Annotated in this window: 14 protein-coding genes; 4 read left to right on the top strand and 10 right to left on the bottom strand. The window is 40.7% G+C overall.

The window, feature by feature from the left end:
• Positions 1-169 precede the first annotated feature (169 nt).
• Positions 170-5,521: a trifunctional serine/threonine-protein kinase/ATP-binding protein/sensor histidine kinase gene (locus ACN222_RS11410; RefSeq protein WP_010996439.1), complete on the top strand. Its 5,352-nt coding sequence runs from the start codon at positions 170-172 to the stop codon at positions 5,519-5,521.
• Positions 5,514-6,212, top strand: coding sequence for a response regulator (locus tag ACN222_RS11405; protein ID WP_010996438.1), 699 nt, complete (start codon positions 5,514-5,516; stop codon positions 6,210-6,212). The genes ACN222_RS11410 and ACN222_RS11405 overlap by 8 nt, the downstream gene beginning before the upstream one ends.
• A gap of 78 nt (positions 6,213-6,290) precedes the next feature.
• On the opposite strand, the gene ACN222_RS11400 is transcribed toward ACN222_RS11405, so the two are convergent.
• Genes ACN222_RS11400 through ACN222_RS11390 form a run of 3 tightly spaced genes read right to left on the bottom strand, consistent with a single transcriptional unit; the run spans position 6,291 to position 12,054 of the window.
• Positions 6,291-7,556, bottom strand: coding sequence for a PP2C family protein-serine/threonine phosphatase (locus ACN222_RS11400; RefSeq protein ID WP_010996437.1), 1,266 nt, complete (start codon positions 7,554-7,556; stop codon positions 6,291-6,293).
• Between the two features lie 39 nt (positions 7,557-7,595).
• On the bottom strand, positions 7,596-11,495 hold the full coding sequence (locus ACN222_RS11395) for a response regulator (protein ID WP_010996436.1): 3,900 nt from the start codon (positions 11,493-11,495) through the stop codon (positions 7,596-7,598).
• On the bottom strand, positions 11,485-12,054 hold the full coding sequence (locus ACN222_RS11390; RefSeq protein WP_010996435.1) for a heme NO-binding domain-containing protein: 570 nt from the start codon (positions 12,052-12,054) through the stop codon (positions 11,485-11,487). Before ACN222_RS11390 ends, ACN222_RS11395 begins: the two co-directional genes overlap by 11 nt.
• A gap of 373 nt (positions 12,055-12,427) precedes the next feature.
• Between ACN222_RS11390 and ACN222_RS11385 the strand changes: the two genes are divergently transcribed.
• Positions 12,428-13,393: an aldo/keto reductase gene (locus tag ACN222_RS11385; RefSeq protein ID WP_044521313.1), complete on the top strand. Its 966-nt coding sequence runs from the start codon at positions 12,428-12,430 to the stop codon at positions 13,391-13,393.
• An 82-nt stretch (positions 13,394-13,475) separates the two neighbouring features.
• Here the strand turns inward: ACN222_RS11385 and ACN222_RS11380 are convergent, their stop codons facing one another.
• A complete protein-coding gene (locus ACN222_RS11380; RefSeq protein ID WP_010996433.1) occupies positions 13,476-14,771 on the bottom strand; it encodes a DNA cytosine methyltransferase in 1,296 nt (431 codons plus the stop codon).
• Between the two features lie 340 nt (positions 14,772-15,111).
• Between ACN222_RS11380 and ACN222_RS11375 the strand changes: the two genes are divergently transcribed.
• Complete coding sequence (locus tag ACN222_RS11375) at positions 15,112-15,696, top strand: Uma2 family endonuclease (protein ID WP_010996432.1); 585 nt, start codon at positions 15,112-15,114, stop codon at positions 15,694-15,696.
• Positions 15,697-15,751: 55 nt separating this feature from the next.
• Here the strand turns inward: ACN222_RS11375 and ACN222_RS11370 are convergent, their stop codons facing one another.
• The 6 genes from ACN222_RS11370 to ACN222_RS11345 all read right to left on the bottom strand — a co-directional run bounded on the left by ACN222_RS11370 (position 15,752) and on the right by ACN222_RS11345 (position 22,456).
• Entirely contained in the window at positions 15,752-15,889 is a 138-nt protein-coding gene (locus tag ACN222_RS11370) for a hypothetical protein (RefSeq protein ID WP_158629508.1), read from the bottom strand.
• A 117-nt stretch (positions 15,890-16,006) separates the two neighbouring features.
• Entirely contained in the window at positions 16,007-17,161 is a 1,155-nt protein-coding gene (gene lpxB, locus ACN222_RS11365; RefSeq protein ID WP_010996431.1) for a lipid-A-disaccharide synthase, read from the bottom strand.
• 178 nt (positions 17,162-17,339) lie between these two features.
• Positions 17,340-18,158, bottom strand: a complete 819-nt coding sequence (gene lpxA, locus ACN222_RS11360; protein WP_044521310.1) for an acyl-ACP--UDP-N-acetylglucosamine O-acyltransferase — start codon at positions 18,156-18,158, stop codon at positions 17,340-17,342.
• A gap of 248 nt (positions 18,159-18,406) precedes the next feature.
• Positions 18,407-18,922, bottom strand: a complete 516-nt coding sequence (fabZ, locus tag ACN222_RS11355) for a 3-hydroxyacyl-ACP dehydratase FabZ (RefSeq protein WP_010996428.1) — start codon at positions 18,920-18,922, stop codon at positions 18,407-18,409.
• Positions 18,923-18,998: 76 nt separating this feature from the next.
• The gene (lpxC, locus tag ACN222_RS11350) at positions 18,999-19,841 is read right to left on the bottom strand and encodes a UDP-3-O-acyl-N-acetylglucosamine deacetylase (RefSeq protein WP_010996427.1); all 843 of its coding nucleotides are present in this window, start codon (positions 19,839-19,841) and stop codon (positions 18,999-19,001) included.
• A 92-nt stretch (positions 19,842-19,933) separates the two neighbouring features.
• Positions 19,934-22,456, bottom strand: a complete 2,523-nt coding sequence (locus tag ACN222_RS11345; protein WP_044521308.1) for a BamA/TamA family outer membrane protein — start codon at positions 22,454-22,456, stop codon at positions 19,934-19,936.
• Between the last annotated feature and the right edge of the window lie 76 nt (positions 22,457-22,532).

Here is a 22,532-nt window from a genome sequence, read left to right as displayed (position 1 = left end):
TAGCAACTAAAACCTGTTCACTTAGCATCCTGTAGAAAGTGCGGTCAAACAGTACTAAATCTATGGTTTATAAATAAATTTATATTTGTAAACCTCTTGTTATGAAGTCCCATCTATTTTGGGAACAATAACTATGCAATAAATTATTTATGTAGATACTGCAATATATATGGTAAAGCTCACAGGTTATCAAATAGTAGAAAAAATATATGACAGCGCTAACTCTGAAGTATATAGAAGTATCAGGCAGGAGGACAACCAAAGCGTTATAATCAAAGTCCTCAAGCAGGAATATCCTACACCTATAGAATTAACTAGATATAAGCAAGAATACGAAATTACTCGTAATCTAGATTTTGATGGTGTGATTAAAGCTTATAGTTTAGAACCATATTATAGAACATTAGTCATAATCTTAGAAGACTTTGGTGGTACAGATTTAAGAGATTTCCATAATATTAATTCTATAGAGAAATTTTTGGCGATCGCTATCAAAATTACTGATACTCTAGCGCAAATTCACGCTGCTAATGTTATTCACAAAGATATTAATCCATCAAATATAGTTTTTAATCCCAAAACAGGCGAAGTTAAAATCATTGACTTTGGTATTGCTACAGTCTTTACGCGTGAAAATACCACTCTCAAGCACCCCAATGTTTTAGAAGGTACTCTAGCCTATATTTCACCTGAACAAACAGGAAGAATGAACCGCGCCCTTGATTATCGGACGGATTTTTATTCTTTAGGTGTGACTTTTTATGAATTATTAACTAAACAATTACCTTTTGATACCACTGATTCCTTAGAGCTAGTCTATTGTCACCTAGCTAAACAACCCATTCCTCCCCATGAAATCCACTCAAATATACCCAAAACTCTCTCGGATATTGTCATGAAATTGATGGCAAAAACTGCTGAGGAGAGATATCAAAGTGCGTTGGGTATTAAAGCAGATTTAGAATTTTGTTTAACACAATACCAAGAAGGTAAAAACACATCATTTTCTCTTGGAAGTCAAGATATTTCGGATAAATTTCAAATTCCCCAAAAACTATATGGAAGAGAAGGAGAAATTAATAACTTACTAACAGCATTTACCAGAGTTAGTCAAGGAACAACAGAAATGATGCTGGTTGCTGGTTATTCTGGTATTGGTAAATCAACATTAGTCCAGGAAATTTATAAACCCATTACTGAGCGCCGGGGATATTTCATTGCGGGTAAATTTGACCAATTTCAAAAAAATATCCCTTATAGTGCAGTAGTTAAAGCATTTCAATCACTCATTCGCCAACTTTTAACAGAAAATGAAACCCAACTCCAAGAATGGAAAAATAAACTATTAACGGTTTTAGGAATCAATGCTCAGGTAATAATTGATGTGATTCCTGAATTGGAATTAATTATTGGTAAGCAACCAGCAGTTCAAGAATTAGGCCCGGCTGAATCACAGAATCGGTTTAACTTGGTCTTTCACAATTTTATTCATGTATTTTGTCAAAAAGAACACCCTTTAGCTATATTTTTAGACGATTTGCAATGGGCGGATTCTGCTACTCTCAAATTAATTGATTTAATTATGAGAGATAAAAAGTTAGGATATTTGTTTCTAATTGGCGCATATCGAGATAATGAGGTTCACATCAATCACCCTACTATTATCACTATTGAAGGATTAAAAAAATCAGGTTTGACAATTAAGGAAATTAATTTATTACCCCTAAATTTAGAAACTGTTAATCAATTAATCTCTGAAAGTATATACAGTGATTTTATCTCTGCTCAACCATTGGCAGAACTGGTACTGTCTAAAACTGGCGGTAATCCATTTTTCGTTAACCAATTTTTGAAAACGTTATATCAAGAGGACTTATTAATATTTGATTTTTCAAGTCTTAGCTGGCATTGGAATATTGTCCAAATTGAAGAACTGGGCATTACAGACAATGTTGTTGATTTGATGATCAATAAGTTAAAAAAACTGCCAGTTAATACTCAGCAAATTTTACGTTTATCTGCTTGTGTAGGTAATAGTTTTGATTTAAGTACACTAGCAATTATTTCGGAAAAATCGACTTTTAGCACTTTTAGAGACTTGCTTCCTGCTACTCAAGAAGGCCTAATTGTACCTACTTCTGATTTAGAAATTACAGAAGCAGATTTAGTTAAATCACCACTATTAATAATTAACTATAAATTTCTTCATGACAGAGTACAACAAGCAGCTTACGCCTTAATCGATCAAGATAAAAAACGTAATATTCATCTGCAAATCGGGCAACTACTGTTGCAGAATATTTCGGAGACAGAACTAGCAAATAGGATATTTGAAGTAGTAGATCATCTCAATATAAGTTGGGAACTACTCATTAATGATATTCAAAGAGTTGAATTATCTCAGTTAAATTTGGCAGCAGCTAAAAAAGCTAAAGAAGCTAACGCCTACAGTGCAGCTTTACAATATTTGATTTCAGGTATCAATATTTTACCTGGGGATATCTGGTGTGAACATTATAATTTAGCTTTGAATTTGCACTGGGAAAGGTCAGAGGTAGAGTATTTACTAGGGAATTTTCCCCAATCTCAATCTTTAATTTCTATCTTACTTGAGCAAGCAAAAACGAATCTAGAAAAAGCGAAAATTTATAATTTACTAATTGTACAGTACACTTTATTAGGCAATCTGAATCAAGCTATTGCATCAGGTCGTAAAGGTTTAGCTCTCTTGGGTATTTATTTACCAGAATCTGACTTTGAAGCTAACTTAGAAGTATTGATCAACGAGGCGAATCAACTCATAGCTAATCAAGACATTGCTGAATTTATCAATAAACCAGAGATGGTTATTCCTGAAAAAATAGTAGCATTACATTTATTAATGAATATTGATCCAGCCAGTTATCTTGCTGATCAAAAACTTTACAAAATAATTGTTTTAGAATCATTGAACTTATCACTTAAATATGGGAATTTAGGTGAATCAGTTAAGGGCTATACCAATTATGGGATGCTGCTAGGTGCTATTTGGGGAGACTATCAAACTGGTTATGAATTTGGCAAGTTAGCGCTAAAAGTTAGTGAAAAATTTAATAATTTAGCTCAGAAATGTAAAGCTTGTTTTGTACTGGCGAATTTTCAAACTAACTGGGTTAAACATATTAAATTTACGCGTGCAATCAACCAAGAAGGATATCATGCAGGGCTAGAATCGGGAGATTTACAATTTGCTGGATATATTTTGGCTTTCCAGTTATTTAATACCTTATTTGAAGGAGTCGTCTTAGAAGATGTATTAGCTGAATTAGATAACGGGTTAGAATTTGTCCAAAGAAATCAGAATCAATGGGCAAAAGATACCATGCTGGCGGCACGGCTTGGTTTATTCAATATCACATCTAGAACATCAGATAAATTAGATTTTGGTATTAGTGAAATTAGCGAAGATGAATATTTAACAGGCTGTGAAAATCGTCATAGTTTTGCGCCTTTATTTTGTTATTTAACATTTAAATCGCAAATTCTCTACCTGTATGACGAAGATTTAGCAGCACTTAAATGTTCGTTAGAAGCAGAAAAATATTTAGAATATTTAAAGGGTCTAATTCCTGTTGCTGACCAAAATTTTTATCAGTCACTAATTCTAGCATCAACATATCTCAAAGTGACTCCAGAGGAACAAGCAGAGTTTTGGCAAAAATTGCTAAATAATCAAAAATTGATGAAACTTTGGGCAGATAATAGCCCAGAAAACTTCCTGCATAAATATTTGTTAGTAGAGGCGGAAATAGCACGGATTTCTGGCCAATATTTAGAGGCGATGAACTTGTATGACCAAGCAATTAAATCAGCACAAGAATATGAATTTACCCAGAATGTAGCCTTAGCTAATGAACTAGCTGCTAAATTTTGGTTAAGTCAGGGGAGAGAAAATATTGCCAAAATTTACATGATTGATGCTCATTATAGTTATCAATTATGGGGTGCAGAACGCAAACTAGAAGATATATTGGCAAAATATCCACAACTACTAGGGAAAACGCCAGTAATGGGTGGTGTTAAAAACAGTTTATCAACTAATCATGATGTTATTACGACTCATAACCGTCGGGGCGAATTTTTAGATATAGCTACGGTCGTCAAAGCTTCACAAGCAATATCAGGAGAAATAGTTCTGAGTGAATTGTTGAAGAAATTGATGAGCATTACAATTGAAAATGCTGGCGCATCTAATGGTTGCTTAATTCTTAATCGCAACGAACAACTAAAAATAGAAGTCTCAATAAATATAGAAGGAAGTGTTTGCATACACTCCTCGACACCTTTATCTGAAGATAGTTTACCTTTATCAGTAATTAATTATGTAGCCCGGACTTATGAGGATGTAGTGTTAAGTGATGCTATTGATGAGCCTAATTTTGGAAATGATCTATATATTCAATCTCACAAACCAAAATCAGTTTTAGCAACAGCAATTATTAATCAAGGAAAATTGATAGGCATTCTCTATTTAGAGAATAACCTAACTATAGATTTTTTTACAAGCGATCGCCTAGAAATTTTGCAACTATTATGTTCGCAAGCTGCCATTTCTTTAGAGAATGCTTTACTATATGAACAGTTAGAATACTATTCCCGAAATCTAGAAATTAAAGTTGAGGAAAGAACCAGTCAATTAAAAGCCGCTCAAAATAAAATTATTGCTCAAGAAAAACTAGCTTCACTAGGGTTGCTGACTGCTGGAGTTGCCCACGAAATTAGGAATCCGCTTAATTTTGTCAATAATTTTGCAGCTATTTCTGCGGAATTAGGTAAGGAAATATTAGCAGAAATTGAGAATCAGTCTGAAACTTTAAACTCCGAATTAATTGAGTATATTAAAGGAACTATTACTGATATAGTAGACAATTCAGTAGAAATCGAGCAACAAGGGTTGAGAGCAGACAATATTATTCAAAATATGTTATTGTTGGCACGTTCCGATAGTAATAATCAACCACAATTTACTGATATAAATTCACTGCTTGAAACAGCAGTACAACTGGCTTATCATAGTCTATCTAATAAACTTAACGGTTTTAATATTACTATTGACACCGATTATGATTCCTCTTTACCAGAAGTAGCAATAATATTTCAAGATATAAGTCGAGCTTTGATTAATATTGTTGACAATGCTTGCTACGCAGCTTACAAAAAAAAGCAGGAGGTTGGTGATAAATTCATTCCAAAACTTTTTGTGAAAACCCAAAATCAGGGCGAATCATTGCTAATTATTATCCGAGATAATGGCCAAGGTATAGCACCAGAGGTGATTGATAAAATTTTCAATCCATTTTTTACTACTAAACCACCTGGTGAAGGAACAGGTTTAGGATTATCTTTGATTCACGATATTGTTGTCGGACAACACCAGGGAGATATTAAGATTAACACTGAAGTTGGAGAATATACGGAATTCGTTCTTACAATACCAATTAATTTATCCTTTCCTGAATATCAGGGTTGCAAATATGACTGAGTATATATTATTTGTTGACGACGAACCATTAATAAAACGTTTAGTAACTCATTATTTTCGGCATAAGATACGTCAAGGAGAATATGAATTTATCTTTGCTCATAATGGTAGAGATGCCTTGGAAAAATTACAAGCAAATCCGCAAATAGATTTATTAGTAACTGATATTAATATGCCGGAGATAGATGGGCTAACTTTACTTAGTAAAATACGGGATCTGAATTTAGATATTAAAGCTGTCATTGTATCTGCTTACGAGGATCTCAAAAACATTAGACGAGCCATGAATCAAGGTGCTTTTGATTTTATTACTAAGCCTATAGATTTTCAAGAATTAGAAAGCACTATGAACCGTGCTTTAGAGTATGTGCAAGAGATAAAAAATAAAAGTTCTTTAGTGTCATCTGATCAATTACCAGAAGTTCAAAGTAAGGAAATATATGTAAATAATCAATTGGTTTTGGAAAAACAGCAGGAAATCAACCATTCAACCAACTTAGATTATATCGATTTTCAGGAAATAGAGACTGGTGTTAATCAACTAATTAATCATTTACGACTTTATCAGCAAGACTTTCCTCTTGCCTCACCACAAATTTTGCAGAACGCCAAAGATATTGATTTGGCATCTCTATTGCTAGGATTACCTACAACTATACAATCAATGAAAGATAAAACTAATCAACCATGAACAAAGCATGATGAAAATTACAATAAATCTGCTGATTTTCAGCTAAATTATTAATTTGATTACATCCAAAAATTTGAGTTACTTAAGAACAAAATTTATTTCTATTAAAGAGCAGTCATCGTTGAATATTTGACTACCAGTGGTAGTTTTTATGGCTTCTAAAATCTCACTTAACCCTTCTTCGAGTGGTTGATTGCACATAGCTATTACCTTAATGAAGCTTTCAAAATTCCACATATTACCATCAGATTTTTCCACTTCATAAACTCCATCACTAAATACATAGAGTTTACTACCGCTTTGGATATTACAGATAGCATTGCAATATTTTGCTTCTGTAAATGCTCCAATTGGCAGACTGCGAGTGGCTAACTTTTGGATATCTAATTGAGAGTCAGTGGAAGGAGAAAGTAGTAAAGCTGGAGGATGACCGGCGCTAGCATAAGTGAGCTGCTGAGAACTCCGCTTAAAAACTCCGTACCACATCGTAAAGTATTGACAATTTTGCTGATCCATTTGAAAGAAAAGATTTAAGTCTCGGAGAACTTGTGCGGGATCGTATAGATCAGCTTGAGGAAGAGAACGCGATCGCAGTAGATTATGTATGGAAATTGATGGTAATGCTGCTGCCAATCCATGTCCAGAAACATCCAGCAGGTAGATAACTAAATGATCATCATCAAGCCAGTAGTAATCAAAACAATCACCACCTAATTGACTAGAGGGCAAAAATTGAGAATTGATGTTGATTAATCCCGATAAAGGTTGGGGAAGAATCGATTTGACATAATCAGCCGCTTCATTCAACTCTGTTTCTAAAAGCTGTTTTTGGAGTTGTAAATCTTGCGCTAATCTTTGCAGTTCTTGATTTGTTTGATATAGCCTCAAGCCAGAGCGTACACGGGCTTTGAGTTCATTTACGTCAATTGGTTTGCTTAAAAAATCATCTGCCCCCGTATCTAAGCCTTCCACTCGGTCTTCTACAGCTCGCCGTGAGGTTAAGAGAATAAAAAAAGTCGTAGATAGGGTTGGCTCTGATTTAATTTTGCGGCACACTTCTAAACCATCCATTTCATCCATTTGCCAATCACAAATTATCAGTGCTGGGTGGTGTTTATCGGCTTGCTCGATTCCTTGTAAACCATTGGTGGCGAGAATGACTTCATAGCCTTGTTCTTGCAATGCCTGTTTGAGAATTAATTGGATGATGCGATCATCATCAATTACTAAGATTTTGACTTTAGTGGGTGGAGATGGAGGCTGGGGGGCTGGGTAAGGTGGCGACCATTCTGAGGATGAGGGGTAATTCAGATTGGGGACTGAGGAAAATGTATTTTCTTTCATATTTTTTTAATTTGAGCTAAGAGAAAAATGCTATTTATTTTAAAAAATAAGGGTTTTAAGTGCCGCTACAACATTTTGATATTCGTTGTTGAGTTGATTAACCAAAGCAGTAAGTTGATCCATTGATTGTTCCTTGGCTTCATCCTCCACGGTTTCACAGATTTTTCCCAGGTTAATAGCTCCAATACTCACACTAGGCGATCGCAAAGCGTGAGCTATTCTGGCTAACTGTGAACGGTCTTCCAAGGTTGCTGCATCTTGAATTGCCTGAATTTTGGCTGGGGTATCTTCTAGGTAAAGTTGGATTAACTCAGTGATGATACTACTACCGCCTCCATCCTCATCTGCTTCGTCGCTACCACCTAAATTTCGCAGGTATTCTAAAGTCTGTTGGTCAATTACCTCTTCTATTTTGGGTTGTGGGGTAGGTGCAGGTGGGGCAGATATAGACACCGATGCGGGAGACTCTAATGCTGGTTGACGCTGACTACCGAACTTTTTCAAAGCTGTGGTGATATCTTCTAGGCTGATCGGCTTACTTATGTAGTCATCCATACCTGCTGCCAAGCACTGCTGACGATCTTCTGGGCGGGCGTGGGCAGTCATGGCAATGATCCAAGGTTGAAGAGTAGGGGAAAATTCCTGGCGAATTTTGTGGGTGGTTTCCCAGCCATCCATTTCCGGCATCTGAATATCCATAAACACAACATCATAGAGTTGTCTTTGTAGCGCTTCCAGAGCTTCTAAGCCATTGTTAGCGACATCGGTACGATATCCCAACAGATGCAGCATATTCATCGCAATTTTCTGATTCACCAACACGTCTTCAACTAGAAGAATTTTGAGCGGCAAATTTTCCGCCAGATGGGTATCAATAGCTGGGAGATTGGGTTTAGGTAAGCGGGAGTAAGAGGGAATTATGCCTTGAGGGGTGGATTTGCTCAACCACTTACCACGTACAATTTGCAAAAGTGTATTGTGTAACTGGTAATGGCGCAGGGGTTTATGTAGAAAAGCCGTAAATTCCGATGCTACTTGCTTCACTTCTAAAGTTTGTTTGCCTTTAGCACTCAACATCACCAGAGGTAAATTCTGATGCTGGGGAATAGCACGGATTTTTGTACTGAGGTGGAGGCCGTTGATCTGTGGGCTATCAACATCTAACACAGCTAGAGCTAGGGAAGTATGTTGCCATAGACAATGTAGCGCCGTCGCGTTGGAATCTACAGCCTGGACATCTAATCCTAAGGACTGGAGTTGCCGGGTTAAGCATTTTCTCAAGTTGGCGTTACCGACTGCTAGCAGTAATCGTTTGCCAACCAATTCTGGATCGACCTTGGCGGCGCTATTGATGGCAGAGGAATTGACCTGTAAGGTAGCAGTGAAATAGAAAATAGAGCCTTGATGCGATTGACTTTCTACCCACATTTTGCCGCCCATGATTTCACTCAGGCGCTTACTGATTGCCAGTCCCAGGCCTGTACCACCATAGCGTCTAGTCATGGAGGCATCGACTTGACTAAAAGGTTTGAATAATCGATGTAGGCGATCGCGTTCTATGCCAATACCCGTATCTTGGACTGCAAATTGAAATTCGTAGCGAGTAGGGTCTGTCTGTTTATAAATCTTCTGTTTTGCCCCAATAGTGATACATATTTCGCCAATTTTGGTAAACTTGACCGCATTACTGACCAAATTCCACAGAATTTGCCTGATACGAGTAATGTCACCCACAACTAAAGTGGGTGTGTCTGGTTCTAGTTGGTACATGAGTTCGATGCCTTTTGAGGCTGCTTGAGGAGCCAGTAAATCTAAGGCTTCTTCCACACAAAGGCGTAAATCAAAAGGTTGTTCTTCTAGTTCTAATTTGCCAGACTCAATTTTAGAAAAGTCGAGGATGTCATTAATGATTGTTAATAATGTGTGACTGCTGTTGCGAATAGTTTCTACATAGTCGAATTGCTCAGGTTTGAGGGTAGTATCTAGGAGCAGTCCACTCATACCAATGATGGCATTCATCGGAGTACGAATTTCATGGCTCATGGTGGCCAGGAAATTACTCTTAGCCATATTTGCCTTCTCTGCTACTTGTTTAGCAACGTTCAGTTCTTCATTTTGCAGCGCTAATAATTGGGCTTGCCTAGTTTCCTGAGCCAATAATTGGGATTGGGTGAGGGCAATACCCATTTGATCTGCCAGATGTTTGAGGAGATCCAATTCTAATTCCGTCCATTGCCTGGGGCGATCGCACTGATGGACAATTAATAACCCCCACAAATTTCGTCGCACTCGAATTGGTACAACCAAATTAGCTTTGACCTGGAACTGTTGCAAGAATTCTACATAGCAAGGTTTCAAACCCCCTTGATACACATCAGCAATGGCAGTAATGCGTCCATCCCGATACATATTAAGGTATCCATCTTTGAGGCAGGGATCATAAATATCTTGGTCTAAAGTGACTGACCATCCAGGCATTACCGCCTCTTGAACCACTTTGCCAGAACCATCAGAATTGATTTGGAAAATCAGGGCGCGATCAACTTGTAAAATTCGCTGAACTTCTGTAACTGTTGTCTTGAGAATTTTTTCCCATTGTAAGGACTGGCGGATTTCTTCTGTGATTTGTTTCAGCAGTAAAGTGTGTTGATATTGCTGCTGTAGGTCTTGTTCTGCCTGTTTCCGTTGGGTAATATCTAAATGAGTTCCCACCATTCTGATAGCTCTACCCTGAGAATCCCGACTCACTAATTTACCCCGGTCGAGAATCCACCTCCATTCTCCAGATTTAGCGAGTAAACGTATTTCTACTTCATAGAAAGGAGTATCACCTTTGAGGTGGGATATCAGCCTTTGCTGCATCAAGGGGATATCATCTGGATGGATCAACTTATCTCTGAATTTAATATCGTTGCCAATTTCCATAGGGGTGTAACCCAACATGGTAAACCAACGTGCGCTACGATAAACTTCTCCCGTGACTAGATTCCAGTCCCATAGACCTTCTTCTACAGCATCTACAGCCAGCTTTAATCGTTCCTCACTTAACCTCAAAGCAACTTCTGATTTTTTGTATTGGGTAATGTCACGATATTTCCACAGATGACCATAAAGTTTATGATCAACCACAATCGGTATATAGTTTTGCTCTAAGGTGCGTCCATCTTGAAGTTCCCATTCTTGATGGAGAAACATTTTGCCTTGACGGATGATCTCATCTGTGGTGCAAATAAATCTCTCTGGTTCAGTGAATAGATGTTTACTCGCTTCCAAAGCTTGCTGACAATCCATACCTTGCAAAGCTTGTGGAGGTAGAGGAATGCGAAAGTAATCACAAAATTCTTGATTTACTAGAATAATATGCTGGTTTGCATCTTCCAGGAGAATGCCAGACTGTAAACTCTCAATTAGTGTCCTCAGTCGTAAGGCTGTTGTTTGTAATTCAGTCTTTTGGTCTTTGAGTTTTGTAGTCAGTTTTTGAGCATCAGCAAGGGCAGAATTTTTAGCCTGTAACAGAAACAAATAATCGGAAACAGAGTCATGTAGAGGGAAATCATTGATCTTCAATCCCAGATTTTTTAAATCAGCGATATCAGTAATCCAAGGAGAACCAAGAAATAGCAGATGATCGCGGGACTCTAAATTTAACATTTGTCCCTTTAGCTGTATTTCCTGATAGTGGGCTTGTAGAATGAAAAGCGATCGCGTTTGTTGGCAAATCCCTTCAAAGCTAGTTAGGCATTTGGGGCGACTGATTTGAAAATGCTCTCCCAAATAACTATCAAGAAGCACCATAGGCTCCAAAATACGCTGAATTACCTCACCCGCCTGAACAATCTTTAATTCTCGATCTATAACCAGATGGAAGGGGAACAAAGCAGCAAATTGTTCGGGAGAAAGACCAAATTTTTTGGAGCTACTATCCCTATCAGTCGTCATATAAATTCGAGTCTTCGTATTTAATAGAGAAGATATCGTGATCCTCACCAGTCTCACGAAAAGCGGTTTGAGTAACTTCAACTTTTGTCTGAAAGCGTTTCCCTAATCCGTGGAGTAAACCAAGCACCATTGGAGCTAAACCACAGCGAGTTGATTGGTAGTGGAGTTCCATCGACTTGCTACTGGTGTGTTGACACTCAAAAGCGGGGGGACGAAGCTGAGGAAAACTTAAGCCTACTCTGGCATGAAGGTTATCAAGGTTTTCCATAAACTCTGGTAAAGAGTCTCCCGCACTAGCTAAAAGTTCTCCATAGCCTTCTTCGGATGTATATGTCACCCAGTATTCCCCAAAGGCTATCAGCAGTTCCTCGGCAGGCTTACCCAATACTTCACTAGCGGCACCAACCAAATGATAAGTAACATCATCACTATAAGCTTCCATCCCTACGAAAAAATCAATATCTTCCAGTCCGGCTTTTTGCTTGATGGCTTCCCATGTATCTTCGCCGTGATGCTTGCTAATCATGTCTTGAATGGCTTTGTTCACTAAACCATACATTGCCTTAACTCCTTTTTTTATGACAGTGAAATTACTTAAATGATTTTCGATTTAGGGAAGACATTTATGAGCAATATAGATGGGTTTTACTAATGAAAAACACTTAATAGTTAAGCATTTTTGGTTTTTAGAGTCTATTTTTAAATCTCGGCTATTTTTCAAACATTGGTATTAAATAAATCTAATACTAAAATTTTGCTCATGCTGCAAATGTAATATATATTACTGTTTATTTGGTGACCATCAGGAGGAAAAATCATAAGTGGTTGGACAAAATTAAGTTGATGCGTCGATACAGGTAACTGAGGATAGTTAGTATTCTTTGTTGCGTTTTTTCGTTACCATACAAATAGACTAGGGATTTTGCCCAAATATGACAGCGAAACAGACACGGCGTAACTTTCTCATGACCAGTGCTGCTGTTACCGGGAGTGTTGTAATGACGAATGTTTTACAACAAAATTCCACTCCTACTGCTGCACCACCAGCAATGATGCCAGAACGCATCTTAGGACGCACAGATGTGAAATTACCTATTTTTGGGTTGGGAGGTGCGGGACAAACCCCACTATCTTGGGAAGGCAAACAGTCTGAAGCTGAAGCAATTATTTACAAAGCTTTAGAACTGGGTATTCGCTATTTTGATACGGCTGCAAGTTATGGGCCGAGTGAAGATTATTTTGGTAAAATTTTACCACCCCATCGTGGGAAGATATTTTTAGCTAGTAAGACTGCATATAGAGATCGGGATGGTGCATGGCGAGAATTAGAGCGATCGCTCAAACGCCTAAATACAGATTATCTCGATTTGTGGCAGTTACATCACGTTTCTTTTGCCGCAGAACTCGACACTATATTTAGTCCCTCTGGTGCCATTAAAGCTTTAGAAGAAGCCGTTAGCCAAAAATTAGTTCGTTTCGCAGGTATTACCGGACATCGTGACCCAGAAGTAATTACCGAAGGGTTACGTCGCTATCCCTTCCATACGACACTCATACCAGTTAACGCCGCCGATAGACACCACCCCCGTCCATTTATCCCTGTAGTTTTACCAGTAGCGCAAGCCAAAAATGTGGGTGTGGTAGCAATGAAAGTCCCGGCTTATGGGCGATTATTTAAGCCTGGTGGATTGGCAGGGATGGAACAGGCAATGGGATATAGTTTGTCTCAGCCAGGGGTTCATAGTTGCGTGGTTGCGGCGGAAAGTGTAGAACAATTAGCAAGTAATGTGCAAGTGGCGCGTAACTTTCAACCTTTGGCAGAAACAGAATTGACAGCGATCGCTCAACGTACTGCTAGTATTTGGGAAGATAGTACATTTTTCCGTAGTTGGAGTTAGTGTTAAAGAAGTCAGACCCGATAAAACAGGTTTCACAGTCATAGATGAAAGAAAGATATCTTTCCCCTACACCCCCACACCCCTACACCCCCTTCAAATCAGAATAATACTGCGCCGCTTGAGAAATGTTGAATTGCAGTAGCTTTTCTTGTCCCAATGGGTAGCAAATATTGGGTTTCACAGGTGATATATTCAATCTGCGAATAATCTCCCTGGCGACTGCTTTTGCTAGTAATGGCGGTACAGAGTTACCAACCTGGCGAAAACCATGCCATTTGGTGATATGAAATCTAAACCAGTCTGGGTAGGAATGTAGTCTTGCTGCTTCTCGGACTGTAATACATCGGGGTGTCAATGGATGAATTGGTCTAGGGGAGGTGAAAGAACCTTTAAACTTATCGGTTCCCGCCCTTAAGGTATTGCAGACACCGGATGGATGCAGTTTATGGAATCGACTGATTGGTTCTCTTTCCCCTGGGACTGTAGCCGCAAAGCGTTCGATGGTTGCTTGTGAATGCTTGGTTCTGAGACTAGAAGAGAGAAGACGCGAATCAAATAGGCGATCGCATGAATAATCATCTGCTAAAGTACTAATACCGCGAAGTACGGCAGCGTAATTACTAGGCTTACCATACTCTGCAATTATCCAATCTCTTGTTAACAACTCCGGGTATTGTTCTACCTCTGGTAAATCGCCAATAGCTTCCCAAACATTTGGACAAAGTGGCAGACGAGATAAATTCCTGGCTTTCGAGTTATTTGATTTTGCTGGTTTGGTAATTGGTTTGGGGTATTTGGGTAACTTTACATCTTCCCTTGCACCAATAAGAAATAATCTTTCCCGCGCCTGCGGTACTCCATAATGAGCTGCATTGAGAACTTGATAATTCTCTTCCACCTGATAACCGTGGCTTTTAAACTCATAAATCAAGGCTTGGAGGATTTGTTTGTGTTCACCAAAAGTTATCCCCCGCACATTTTCCATGACAAAAAATTTCGGTTGTAACTCCAGTACTAACCGATGAAAGTGAAATACTAAGGAGTTACGGGGGTCATCAAAAACCCGCTTACCCATCAGGGAAAAACCTTGACAGGGACTACCGCAAATAATTACATCTATTTCTTGGTTATTGATTTTGGAGCGATCGCGTATCTCTTTGCCTGTCGTCTCTTCTACACTTTTGCACAAAACTGAGCAAAAAGGAAAGTTATACTCATGTACTGCACAGTGAATGGGGTCAATTTCCACCGCCGCCAACACATCAAAACCAGCCTGTTCAAAACCAAGACTCATTCCTCCTGCACCTGCAAACAAATCTACAGCGATGGGTCGTCGTCGCTTAGAGTTGCGTTTTAATTCCTGGGTGCTGGAACTCATTGATGATGCAAACGCTGAAAGATAAACCGTAATACAGATTGTTGAATCAGCGATTAATTAAACTATTCTTAGGAAAATTAAAATTAGTATATTCTATAACAAGATGAATATGTAAATCATCATGGTTTATCTGTAATTGTTGTGACTCAGTGCTTTCGACTCAAGATTTCAGGACTGTTTTGGTGATTCAAGAAGAATTAGAATAGTAGAGCCGTAGCCAGATGGATTAGGACATCAAGCTAAAATAAAGCTCTGACAATAAAAAGCTTTAAAGTCTGTCAACCGTCAACCGTCAACCATCAACAGCTATATTACTGCGATCGCTATCTTAATTATCTTTATGGTTATCAGTCCTTTGACATTAAACCTAGACACCGTTCACCTCACAGACGAACAGTTCTATCAACTATGTCAAAATAACAGTGAATGGAAGTTTGAACGTACTGCCACTAGAGAATTGATTATTATGCCTCCCGTTGGCGGTGAAAGTGGTAATCGAGAAGCAGATTTAATTATTGATTTGGGTATTTGGAATCGTCAAACGGGACTCGGTTATACGTTCAGTTCTTCTACCATATTTAAATTACCCAATGGCGCAGACCGTTCTCCCGATGCTTCGTGGATTCGTCGGGAACGCTGGGAAAGCCTGACTCCCGAACAAAGACGTAAATTTCCCCCCATTGCACCAGATTTTGTCATTGAGTTAAGGTCGGCAACAGACGACTTGGAAAAGCTACGTCAGAAAATGCGGGAATATATAGATGCAGGTGTGCAGTTAGGATGGTTAATTAACCCCCAACAGCAGCAAGTAGAAATATATCGTCAAAGCCAAGATGTAGAAGTGCAGAATCTACCCACAGAATTATCGGGTGAAAATATATTGCCTGGATTTAAGTTGAGTCTACCTAGTTATGGCAATTTGTAATGGGCTGTATCTAGTTGACATTTCAAAAATCCAGTATGAATACCAGACTAACTTTCTAGTTTTTTTGTAACCACTCATCCAAACGAGACATTTCTACTGCACGGTTGAGTAACAATCCATTCACTCGGTTTGAGCCAGAATGGAGAGCTAAGACATAATACTTGCCACCAATATTACCAATAATTGCACCCAAAAATAGTGAAACAGGTTATACAAACCATTGACCTTTTTTGAATTTTGAATTTGGAGCGTTACGCCTGCGCTATTAACGCGCAACATCTTGTAGAGAAGCGACTTGAGCCAGCACGCTCTAAAGCATTTGCAAAATTTCTTGAGCTGCGCGATCGCATACTCCTAATTCTCCCAAACATTGGCGCATTTCTTGATAGTCTGCCAAGGTTTGCTTACGGCGCTCGTAATTGAGCAATAATTCCATCGATGCTTGCGTAATATTCTCTGGGGTTGCTTGTTCTTGTAACAACTCTGGCACAATTGGTTTCATTACCACTAAATTAGGTGGCGAGGCAAAAGGGATAGAACCTTTAAGGATTTTCCGCGCAATCCAAACGGTGACAGGATGTAAGCGATAAACTACAACTTGCGGTATGTTCAACAGGGCAAGTTCTAAATTAACTGTGCCAGATTTGGTAATGGCGATATCAGCCGCCGCAAATACTTCTTTTTGTTGACCAGATACAATTGTTGCTTGTAAACCGTAACTTTTGATGGCTGCTTCGATTGGTTGTCTGTAAACTTCCAACGACAGGGGAATCCAAAAATGCGCCTCTGGTAATTTAGCTTGAATATTTTGGGCAGCTTGGAAAATTGGTGGTAGTAAATATTTTAACTCTTGCTTACGGGAAGCGGGCAAAAGAGCGATCGCTTTTTGTTCTGGTGTAATTCCTAACTTTGCGCGAGCTTCTTCTCTGCTAAGAACCTCCTGCATTCGGTCAATTAAAGGATGTCCTACCCAGGTAACATCAGCACCGTTGTGACTAAAATAACGTGCTTCTTCTGGAAAAATTGCCAATAATTTATCTGTAAAACCAACTATTCGGGATGTATTCCGCAAACTCATCGACCAAACCCACTCTTGGGGCGCGATGTAATAGGCTACAGGCACATGGGGTAAATGCTTCTGCATATAAGTCCCAACGCCAAGATTTGGCCCCATGTAATCAATCAGCACTACTAAATCTGGGGGGTTTTGTTTTAAATAGGCGATCGCTCGTCGTTGTACTATCAAAGTAGGCACAACATAGGGCAGAGATTCAAAAATCCCCATTGAACCAATACCACTGGTATTGCCCAAAATAGTTGCCCCAGCAGCCGCCATTTTGTCGCCACCCAGAGCCACAATCTCTAACTCCACCCCCAGAGCCACAGCCTGACGTTGCAGCGCCGCAATCAACAGCGCCCCTTGCAAATCGCCAGAAACTTCGCCAGTGCTAATAAATATCCGCATTTTAATATTAGGGATTAGGGATTGGGGATTAGGGATTGGGGATTAGGGATTGGGGATTAGGGATTGGGGATTGGGGACTGGGGAAGGGGAAAATCGTTGAGTAACTTCTCTCCTCTGCTCCCCTGCTCCCCTGCCCCCTGCCCCCTGCCACCCGGCTCCTCTGCTTCCTACCTCCTGCCTATGATTCATCACTCCCACCCGATTTTCCTCTGCCGGGAATTAAGCCCCGTCTTCCTGGCATTTGTGATAGCAATAGGAAGCGGCGCAGGTGTTGTAAGTGTTCTGTATCACCTAAGGTTTCCAACTCTTCTAATGCTTCTTTAAAGAGCAAGTTAGAACGGTAAAGGATACGAAAAGCTTTTTTGAGCAGTTGCAGGTCGCTGGCTTCCATACCAGAGCGCTTGAGTCCCACCAAATTGAGGGTTCTAATCCTGCCTGGATTACCTTCTACCAACATATATGGCGGTACATCACGGTCAATTCGTGCCATTCCACCTACCATTGCCTGTCTACCAATACGTACGAATTGATGAACACCTAAAACACCGCTTAACCTAGCGCGTGATTCGATGTGGACATGACCAGCCAAAGCGACAGAGTTGGCTATGACTACGGAGTCTTCAACTACACAATTATGAGCTACGTGAGTGTAAGCCATTAACAAATTATTATTGCCAATAATTGTGGCTTCTCCTGCTCCAGTTGCCCGGTTAATGGTGACATACTCCCGAATCAAGTTATTGTCGCCAATTTTGACCCAGGTTGGTTCTCCCACAAACTTGAGATCCTGCGGTTCCATGCCGATAGCTGCACCTGTAAAAATCTGATTTCGCGCCCCAATCTCACAAGGCCCTTCTATCACAGCATGAGCGCCAATAATTGTTTCCGGGCCGACTTTGACGTGCGCTCCAATCACAGCATAAGCACCGACTTGCACCGTTGGGTGCAGTTCCGAATTTGGATGAATTACAGCAGTTGGATGAATAAGCGTCTTCAAGGGTGAATCTCCAGAACTGTCTTGAGGAGCCAGTGCTTTGCTTTGGTTGTCAAAGTTTCAGCCTCTGGCGTTGCTGAGTATGTAAATGGTCAGTGAGCGAAAGTGTCGGGCGAAGCAAGTTGAGTGTGTGAGCGGCGAAAATCAAGAAATTATAAGATGCTCTTGTGGCTATTTTTTTTTACTGGTATCCTGTTTCAGGGTTGAGTAAAAGTACTTCACGGTTGTACCGATACCACGAAAGCTATTTGCTAGTTGATCAGCGAAAACATTAATTCGCCTTCGGCTGCTAGTTGACCGTCAACTTCTGCACGGGCTTGCATTTTACCGAAACGACGTTGTTTAATCCATAACAGTTCCACTGTCATTACCAGTTGGTCTCCTGGTACTACTTGACGGCGGAAACGGACTTTATCAATACCCGCGAATACAAATAAACCACCTTCTAAGCCTGGCAGTTGCGTCATCACAATACCACCTACTTGAGCCATTGCTTCGACAATTAGTACTCCTGGCATTAGTGGTCTATCTGGGAAATGACCGGTGAAATGTGGCTCGTTAATAGTGACATTTTTAATACCTACTGCCTGTTTTCCTGGTGTGTAGTCAATAATTTTGTCTACAAGCAAGAACGGGTAGCGGTGGGGTAATAATTTCTGAATTTCTTCAGATGTAAAAGTCGTTTTAATTTCGGGTGGTGTCGTCGCCTCATTAGTGGCGGGTTGTTCTGTAGATGTGGGTGCTTTCACTTCAGAGAGGGTTGACATTGGCAAGGTGGTTAATTTGTAATCTTGTCATGAATGTAGGTACGTGTAACAAGGAATTTTAGCTCCAAGCCGAAATTTAGTTACTCAAAGCTAAAATTCGCTGTGCCAGTTGAATGTGTAAATTATGGCTGGCTTTATACGCTAGAAAATGAGCGCGGGGAAAATATCCCAGTAAACTCAAATCTCCTACTAGATCCAAGATTTTATGACGTACTGGCTCATTTGCAAATCTTAATGGTGGATTTACCCAGCCATCGGGGCCACAAATAAGGGCATTATCCAAACTACCACCTTTGATTAACCCAGACTTTTGTAAATATTCGATTTGATGTAATAAACCAAAAGTACGAGCAGGGGCAATTTCTTGAGCGAAGCTAGTATCTGGCTCGGTAGTGAGTGACCAACTGTACCATTGATTACCAATGGCTGGTAAGTCAAAGTCAATGCCGTAACTAAAGCGGGTTTCGGATGCCGGGATAGCAGCTACAAAAGCGTCGTCTTGATGAATCCAAATTGGTTCTTGGATATCAAAGGAAGCTAGATTGTTTGTCACTGCTTGGGCTACTAAGCCAACTTCAGCAATGCTCGTTACCCATTCCTGGGCTGAACCATCTAAAAGCGGGATTTCTGGGCCATCAATTTCAATACGGGCGTTATCTACACCCATCCCCGCCAGGGCTGCTAATAAATGCTCGACTGTACGCACACCTGTTTCACCTCCACCCAACTGAGTGGAGAGAACAGTTTGACTCACTACCGCCACTTGGGCTGGAATAGTTGGGGAGTCTGGCAAATCCACCCGCACGAAGTAACGACCACTACCCGCATCAGCAGGTAGTATGCGTACATGGGTACTGACACCACTATGCAGCCCTACTCCAGTGTGAGCGATCGCCTCTGCCAGAGTGTGCTGTTTCATACGAATACAGCCAGTATATAGAGATTTTTGTTATTCATAATTCATCTTTGGTAAACACCCTGAAAATCCGTAGCCGTTAACAGTTAAGCAACCTAAAACCTTTCTCCAATACCGAAATTGATGCGGCTATCACCGTCATCGTTGATACCATAGTCAATACGAATTGGCCCCAATGGTGATTGCACACGTACACCAAGACCATAACCGTAGCCGCTACCGCTTTTATTCAGCACTTCAGCAGTTCTGGTACTGGTTCCTAAGTCGCTACCAACGTCAAAAAATAGAGCGCCACTAACTACAGAGAAAACAGGAAAACGATACTCAACAGATGCTTGCACAAAACTGCGTCCGCTACCTAAAGCACCTTCTTCATAACCACGTACTGAGTTACTACCACCAAGGGTAAAGGCTTCATAGGGGGGCAAATCACCAAGGACTGTGCCACCTTGGATGTTAAAGGCTATGGTTTCCGGCCCTTTGCTAAAACCTGTAAATTTCACGGGGAGATATTGACTGTAGCTACCCCGGAACCTAGTGAGGAAAATATTACCTGAGCCGACAGGTACTGATTGATCTACACCAAAACGTAAGAAAGAACCGCTAGTAGGCTGCAAGGGATTATTGCGGAGGTCGCGCTGTGCGCCTAGTTGCACTAGTAATAAGTCATCTTCTCCCGTCCCAGAAAAGCTGAGGGGAACGATTTCACTGGTGCGGTTGCCATTATCATCAAACACAGCCCCGTCTTTTCTCAAGTTACCATCAGCATCGCGGGTACTAACTCGCTGATACTGCAAACCTGCTGAGGCTGTCCATTCTGCTCTTTCAAAAGGATTAGCCGATAGAGGGCGGGTGAAGGTAACACCACCACCTAGACGGGTGACACGAGGACGGTCTTGCCCGTTTGTATCATTAGGATTACCAGGGTCGAATGTTCTGATATCTTCGTCCTTCCCGTCGAAAATCAAGGAGATAGAACGACGGCGGAAAATATTGGCGGTGTAAGAGGTGCGGTAAGGATCACCACCAATCCAAGGGTCGGTGAACCGCAGGTCAAACAACAATTCTCGTTCGCCTAGTTGTACTTCTGCGCCTAGTTTTTGATTTCTGCCGTTGAGGTTTTGCTGTTGATAGCTGACTGTACCAAACAAACCACTAGAAGAACTGATACCAGCACCAGCCGCAATTGAACCACTGCTGCGTTCTACCACATTTACCACCACATTCACCTTGGTGGGGTCTGTACCGGGGTCAAGGGAAACATTGACATCTTCAAACAATCCTGTCCCGAATACGCGTTGTAGGTCTTTCTGGACGGTGTTGCGGTTGAATACCTGTCCTGGTTTCAATTCCACTTCTCGCGTGATGATATAGTCCTGTGTCCGTCCCCGAATTGGTTGTCCTTGTTCGTTGACATCCTGTCCTTCTTTGTTGCGAAAGCGGACGCTAATATTCTCAACGACCCCTTCGGCTACTTGCAGGGTGACAACTCCATTTTCGGAAACCTGGGGCGCGCCTACAACATTGGCGAGAACGTAACCTTGGTCTTGATAACGTTTGGTTAATTCCTTAATCCCTTCTTGTAAATCCCGCAAGTTGAGAATTTTGCCATACTGAGCGCGGAAAATTTCATCAGCAGTAGCCTGGGGTAGGACTGAGGGAACGTTAGTCCCAGGGTTGGCTTGAATTTCTACTTTGCTTAAGACGGGGTTGGGCTGGACGATGAAGCTGACTCGCACCCCTAATGGTGTATCTTCTGGTGATGCTTGGACGTTGGAGAAAAAGCCTGTGCCAAAGATAGCGTTAATATCTTCTTGTAACTGGGAACGGGTGGTTGTCCGTCCTGGCTGAGTACGAATTACGTTATAAACTTGGGTTTCTAATTCGGGAGTTAGTTGTCCTGATTGCGGTCTTACGAGGACTTCTGAAACTAATACACGGGGTTCTGTGGTTTCAGGTGTGGCGTTAGGAGTGTTGAAATTTTCTGTCCCTGGTGTAGTCCCAGGGGCTGGTGCAGGTGCTGGTTGCTCGGTGGTTGGGGGGGCTACTTCTGGCTGGGGTGCAGGTTGTTCTGGGGCTTGTACAAGTTGCTTGGCTGTTGTCGCTCTAGTTTCCAGGGGGTTAGGAGCTGGTGAGGGTAAATTTGCTGTTTTCTGTGGTGATGGTGATGCGCTAACACCTGATGTGAGCGATCGCCCATAACTACCATAATTTATTGTCTGATACTGACTCCTAAAAACCGCAGTCGATGTTGGTTTGCCAATTTCTACAGACGCTATCTTAGTCGTAGGGTTGCTTTCTTGAATGGGCGGTTTTGTAGCCACTAATGTCTCTAAAGTGGGTACAATTACATCTTTTTTCGTCGTTGCTGCGGATTTAGTTGACTTATCTGTTGAGAATTCCACAGATGGGGATTGCATATCTGCCAGCGCCTTGACAGTTGTGAAATCCTCCGGGGATTCTGAACGCACATCTTGTTCTGGCTGCTGATTTGTCGCTGGGGCGATCGCCTCTAATGTTTGTTCTGAATTTGTAGGAGTTTGGGCATTTGCAGTTAATGAACTACTCAAGGGTGCTGTGATTGCTACAGCCGCCACTAATACGGGAGATAAACGCATCGTCTTTAATTCCTTTCTTCCTCTTCACATCCACACACCATTACCAGGCAATTGCTTGTTTATGCCAAAGGTAAAA

Origin of the sequence: Anabaena sp. FACHB-595 (genome assembly GCF_048568275.1) — a bacterium.
Classification (GTDB): Bacteria; Cyanobacteriota; Cyanobacteriia; order Cyanobacteriales; family Nostocaceae; genus Trichormus.
This window is presented reverse-complemented; position numbering and strand designations above follow the sequence as displayed.

Coding starts and splice junctions, on each gene's coding strand:
- ACN222_RS11410 (WP_010996439.1), top strand. CDS start 170: ATGGTAAAGCTCACAGGTTATCAAATAGTAGAAAAAATATATGACAGC.
- ACN222_RS11405 (WP_010996438.1), top strand. CDS start 5,514: ATGACTGAGTATATATTATTTGTTGACGACGAACCATTAATAAAACGT.
- ACN222_RS11400 (WP_010996437.1), bottom strand. CDS start 7,556: ATGAAAGAAAATACATTTTCCTCAGTCCCCAATCTGAATTACCCCTCA.
- ACN222_RS11395 (WP_010996436.1), bottom strand. CDS start 11,495: ATGACGACTGATAGGGATAGTAGCTCCAAAAAATTTGGTCTTTCTCCC.
- ACN222_RS11390 (WP_010996435.1), bottom strand. CDS start 12,054: ATGTATGGTTTAGTGAACAAAGCCATTCAAGACATGATTAGCAAGCAT.
- ACN222_RS11385 (WP_044521313.1), top strand. CDS start 12,428: ATGACAGCGAAACAGACACGGCGTAACTTTCTCATGACCAGTGCTGCT.
- ACN222_RS11380 (WP_010996433.1), bottom strand. CDS start 14,771: ATGAGTTCCAGCACCCAGGAATTAAAACGCAACTCTAAGCGACGACGA.
- ACN222_RS11375 (WP_010996432.1), top strand. CDS start 15,112: ATGGTTATCAGTCCTTTGACATTAAACCTAGACACCGTTCACCTCACA.
- lpxB (WP_010996431.1), bottom strand. CDS start 17,161: ATGCGGATATTTATTAGCACTGGCGAAGTTTCTGGCGATTTGCAAGGG.
- fabZ (WP_010996428.1), bottom strand. CDS start 18,922: ATGTCAACCCTCTCTGAAGTGAAAGCACCCACATCTACAGAACAACCC.
- lpxC (WP_010996427.1), bottom strand. CDS start 19,841: ATGAAACAGCACACTCTGGCAGAGGCGATCGCTCACACTGGAGTAGGG.
- ACN222_RS11345 (WP_044521308.1), bottom strand. CDS start 22,456: ATGCGTTTATCTCCCGTATTAGTGGCGGCTGTAGCAATCACAGCACCC.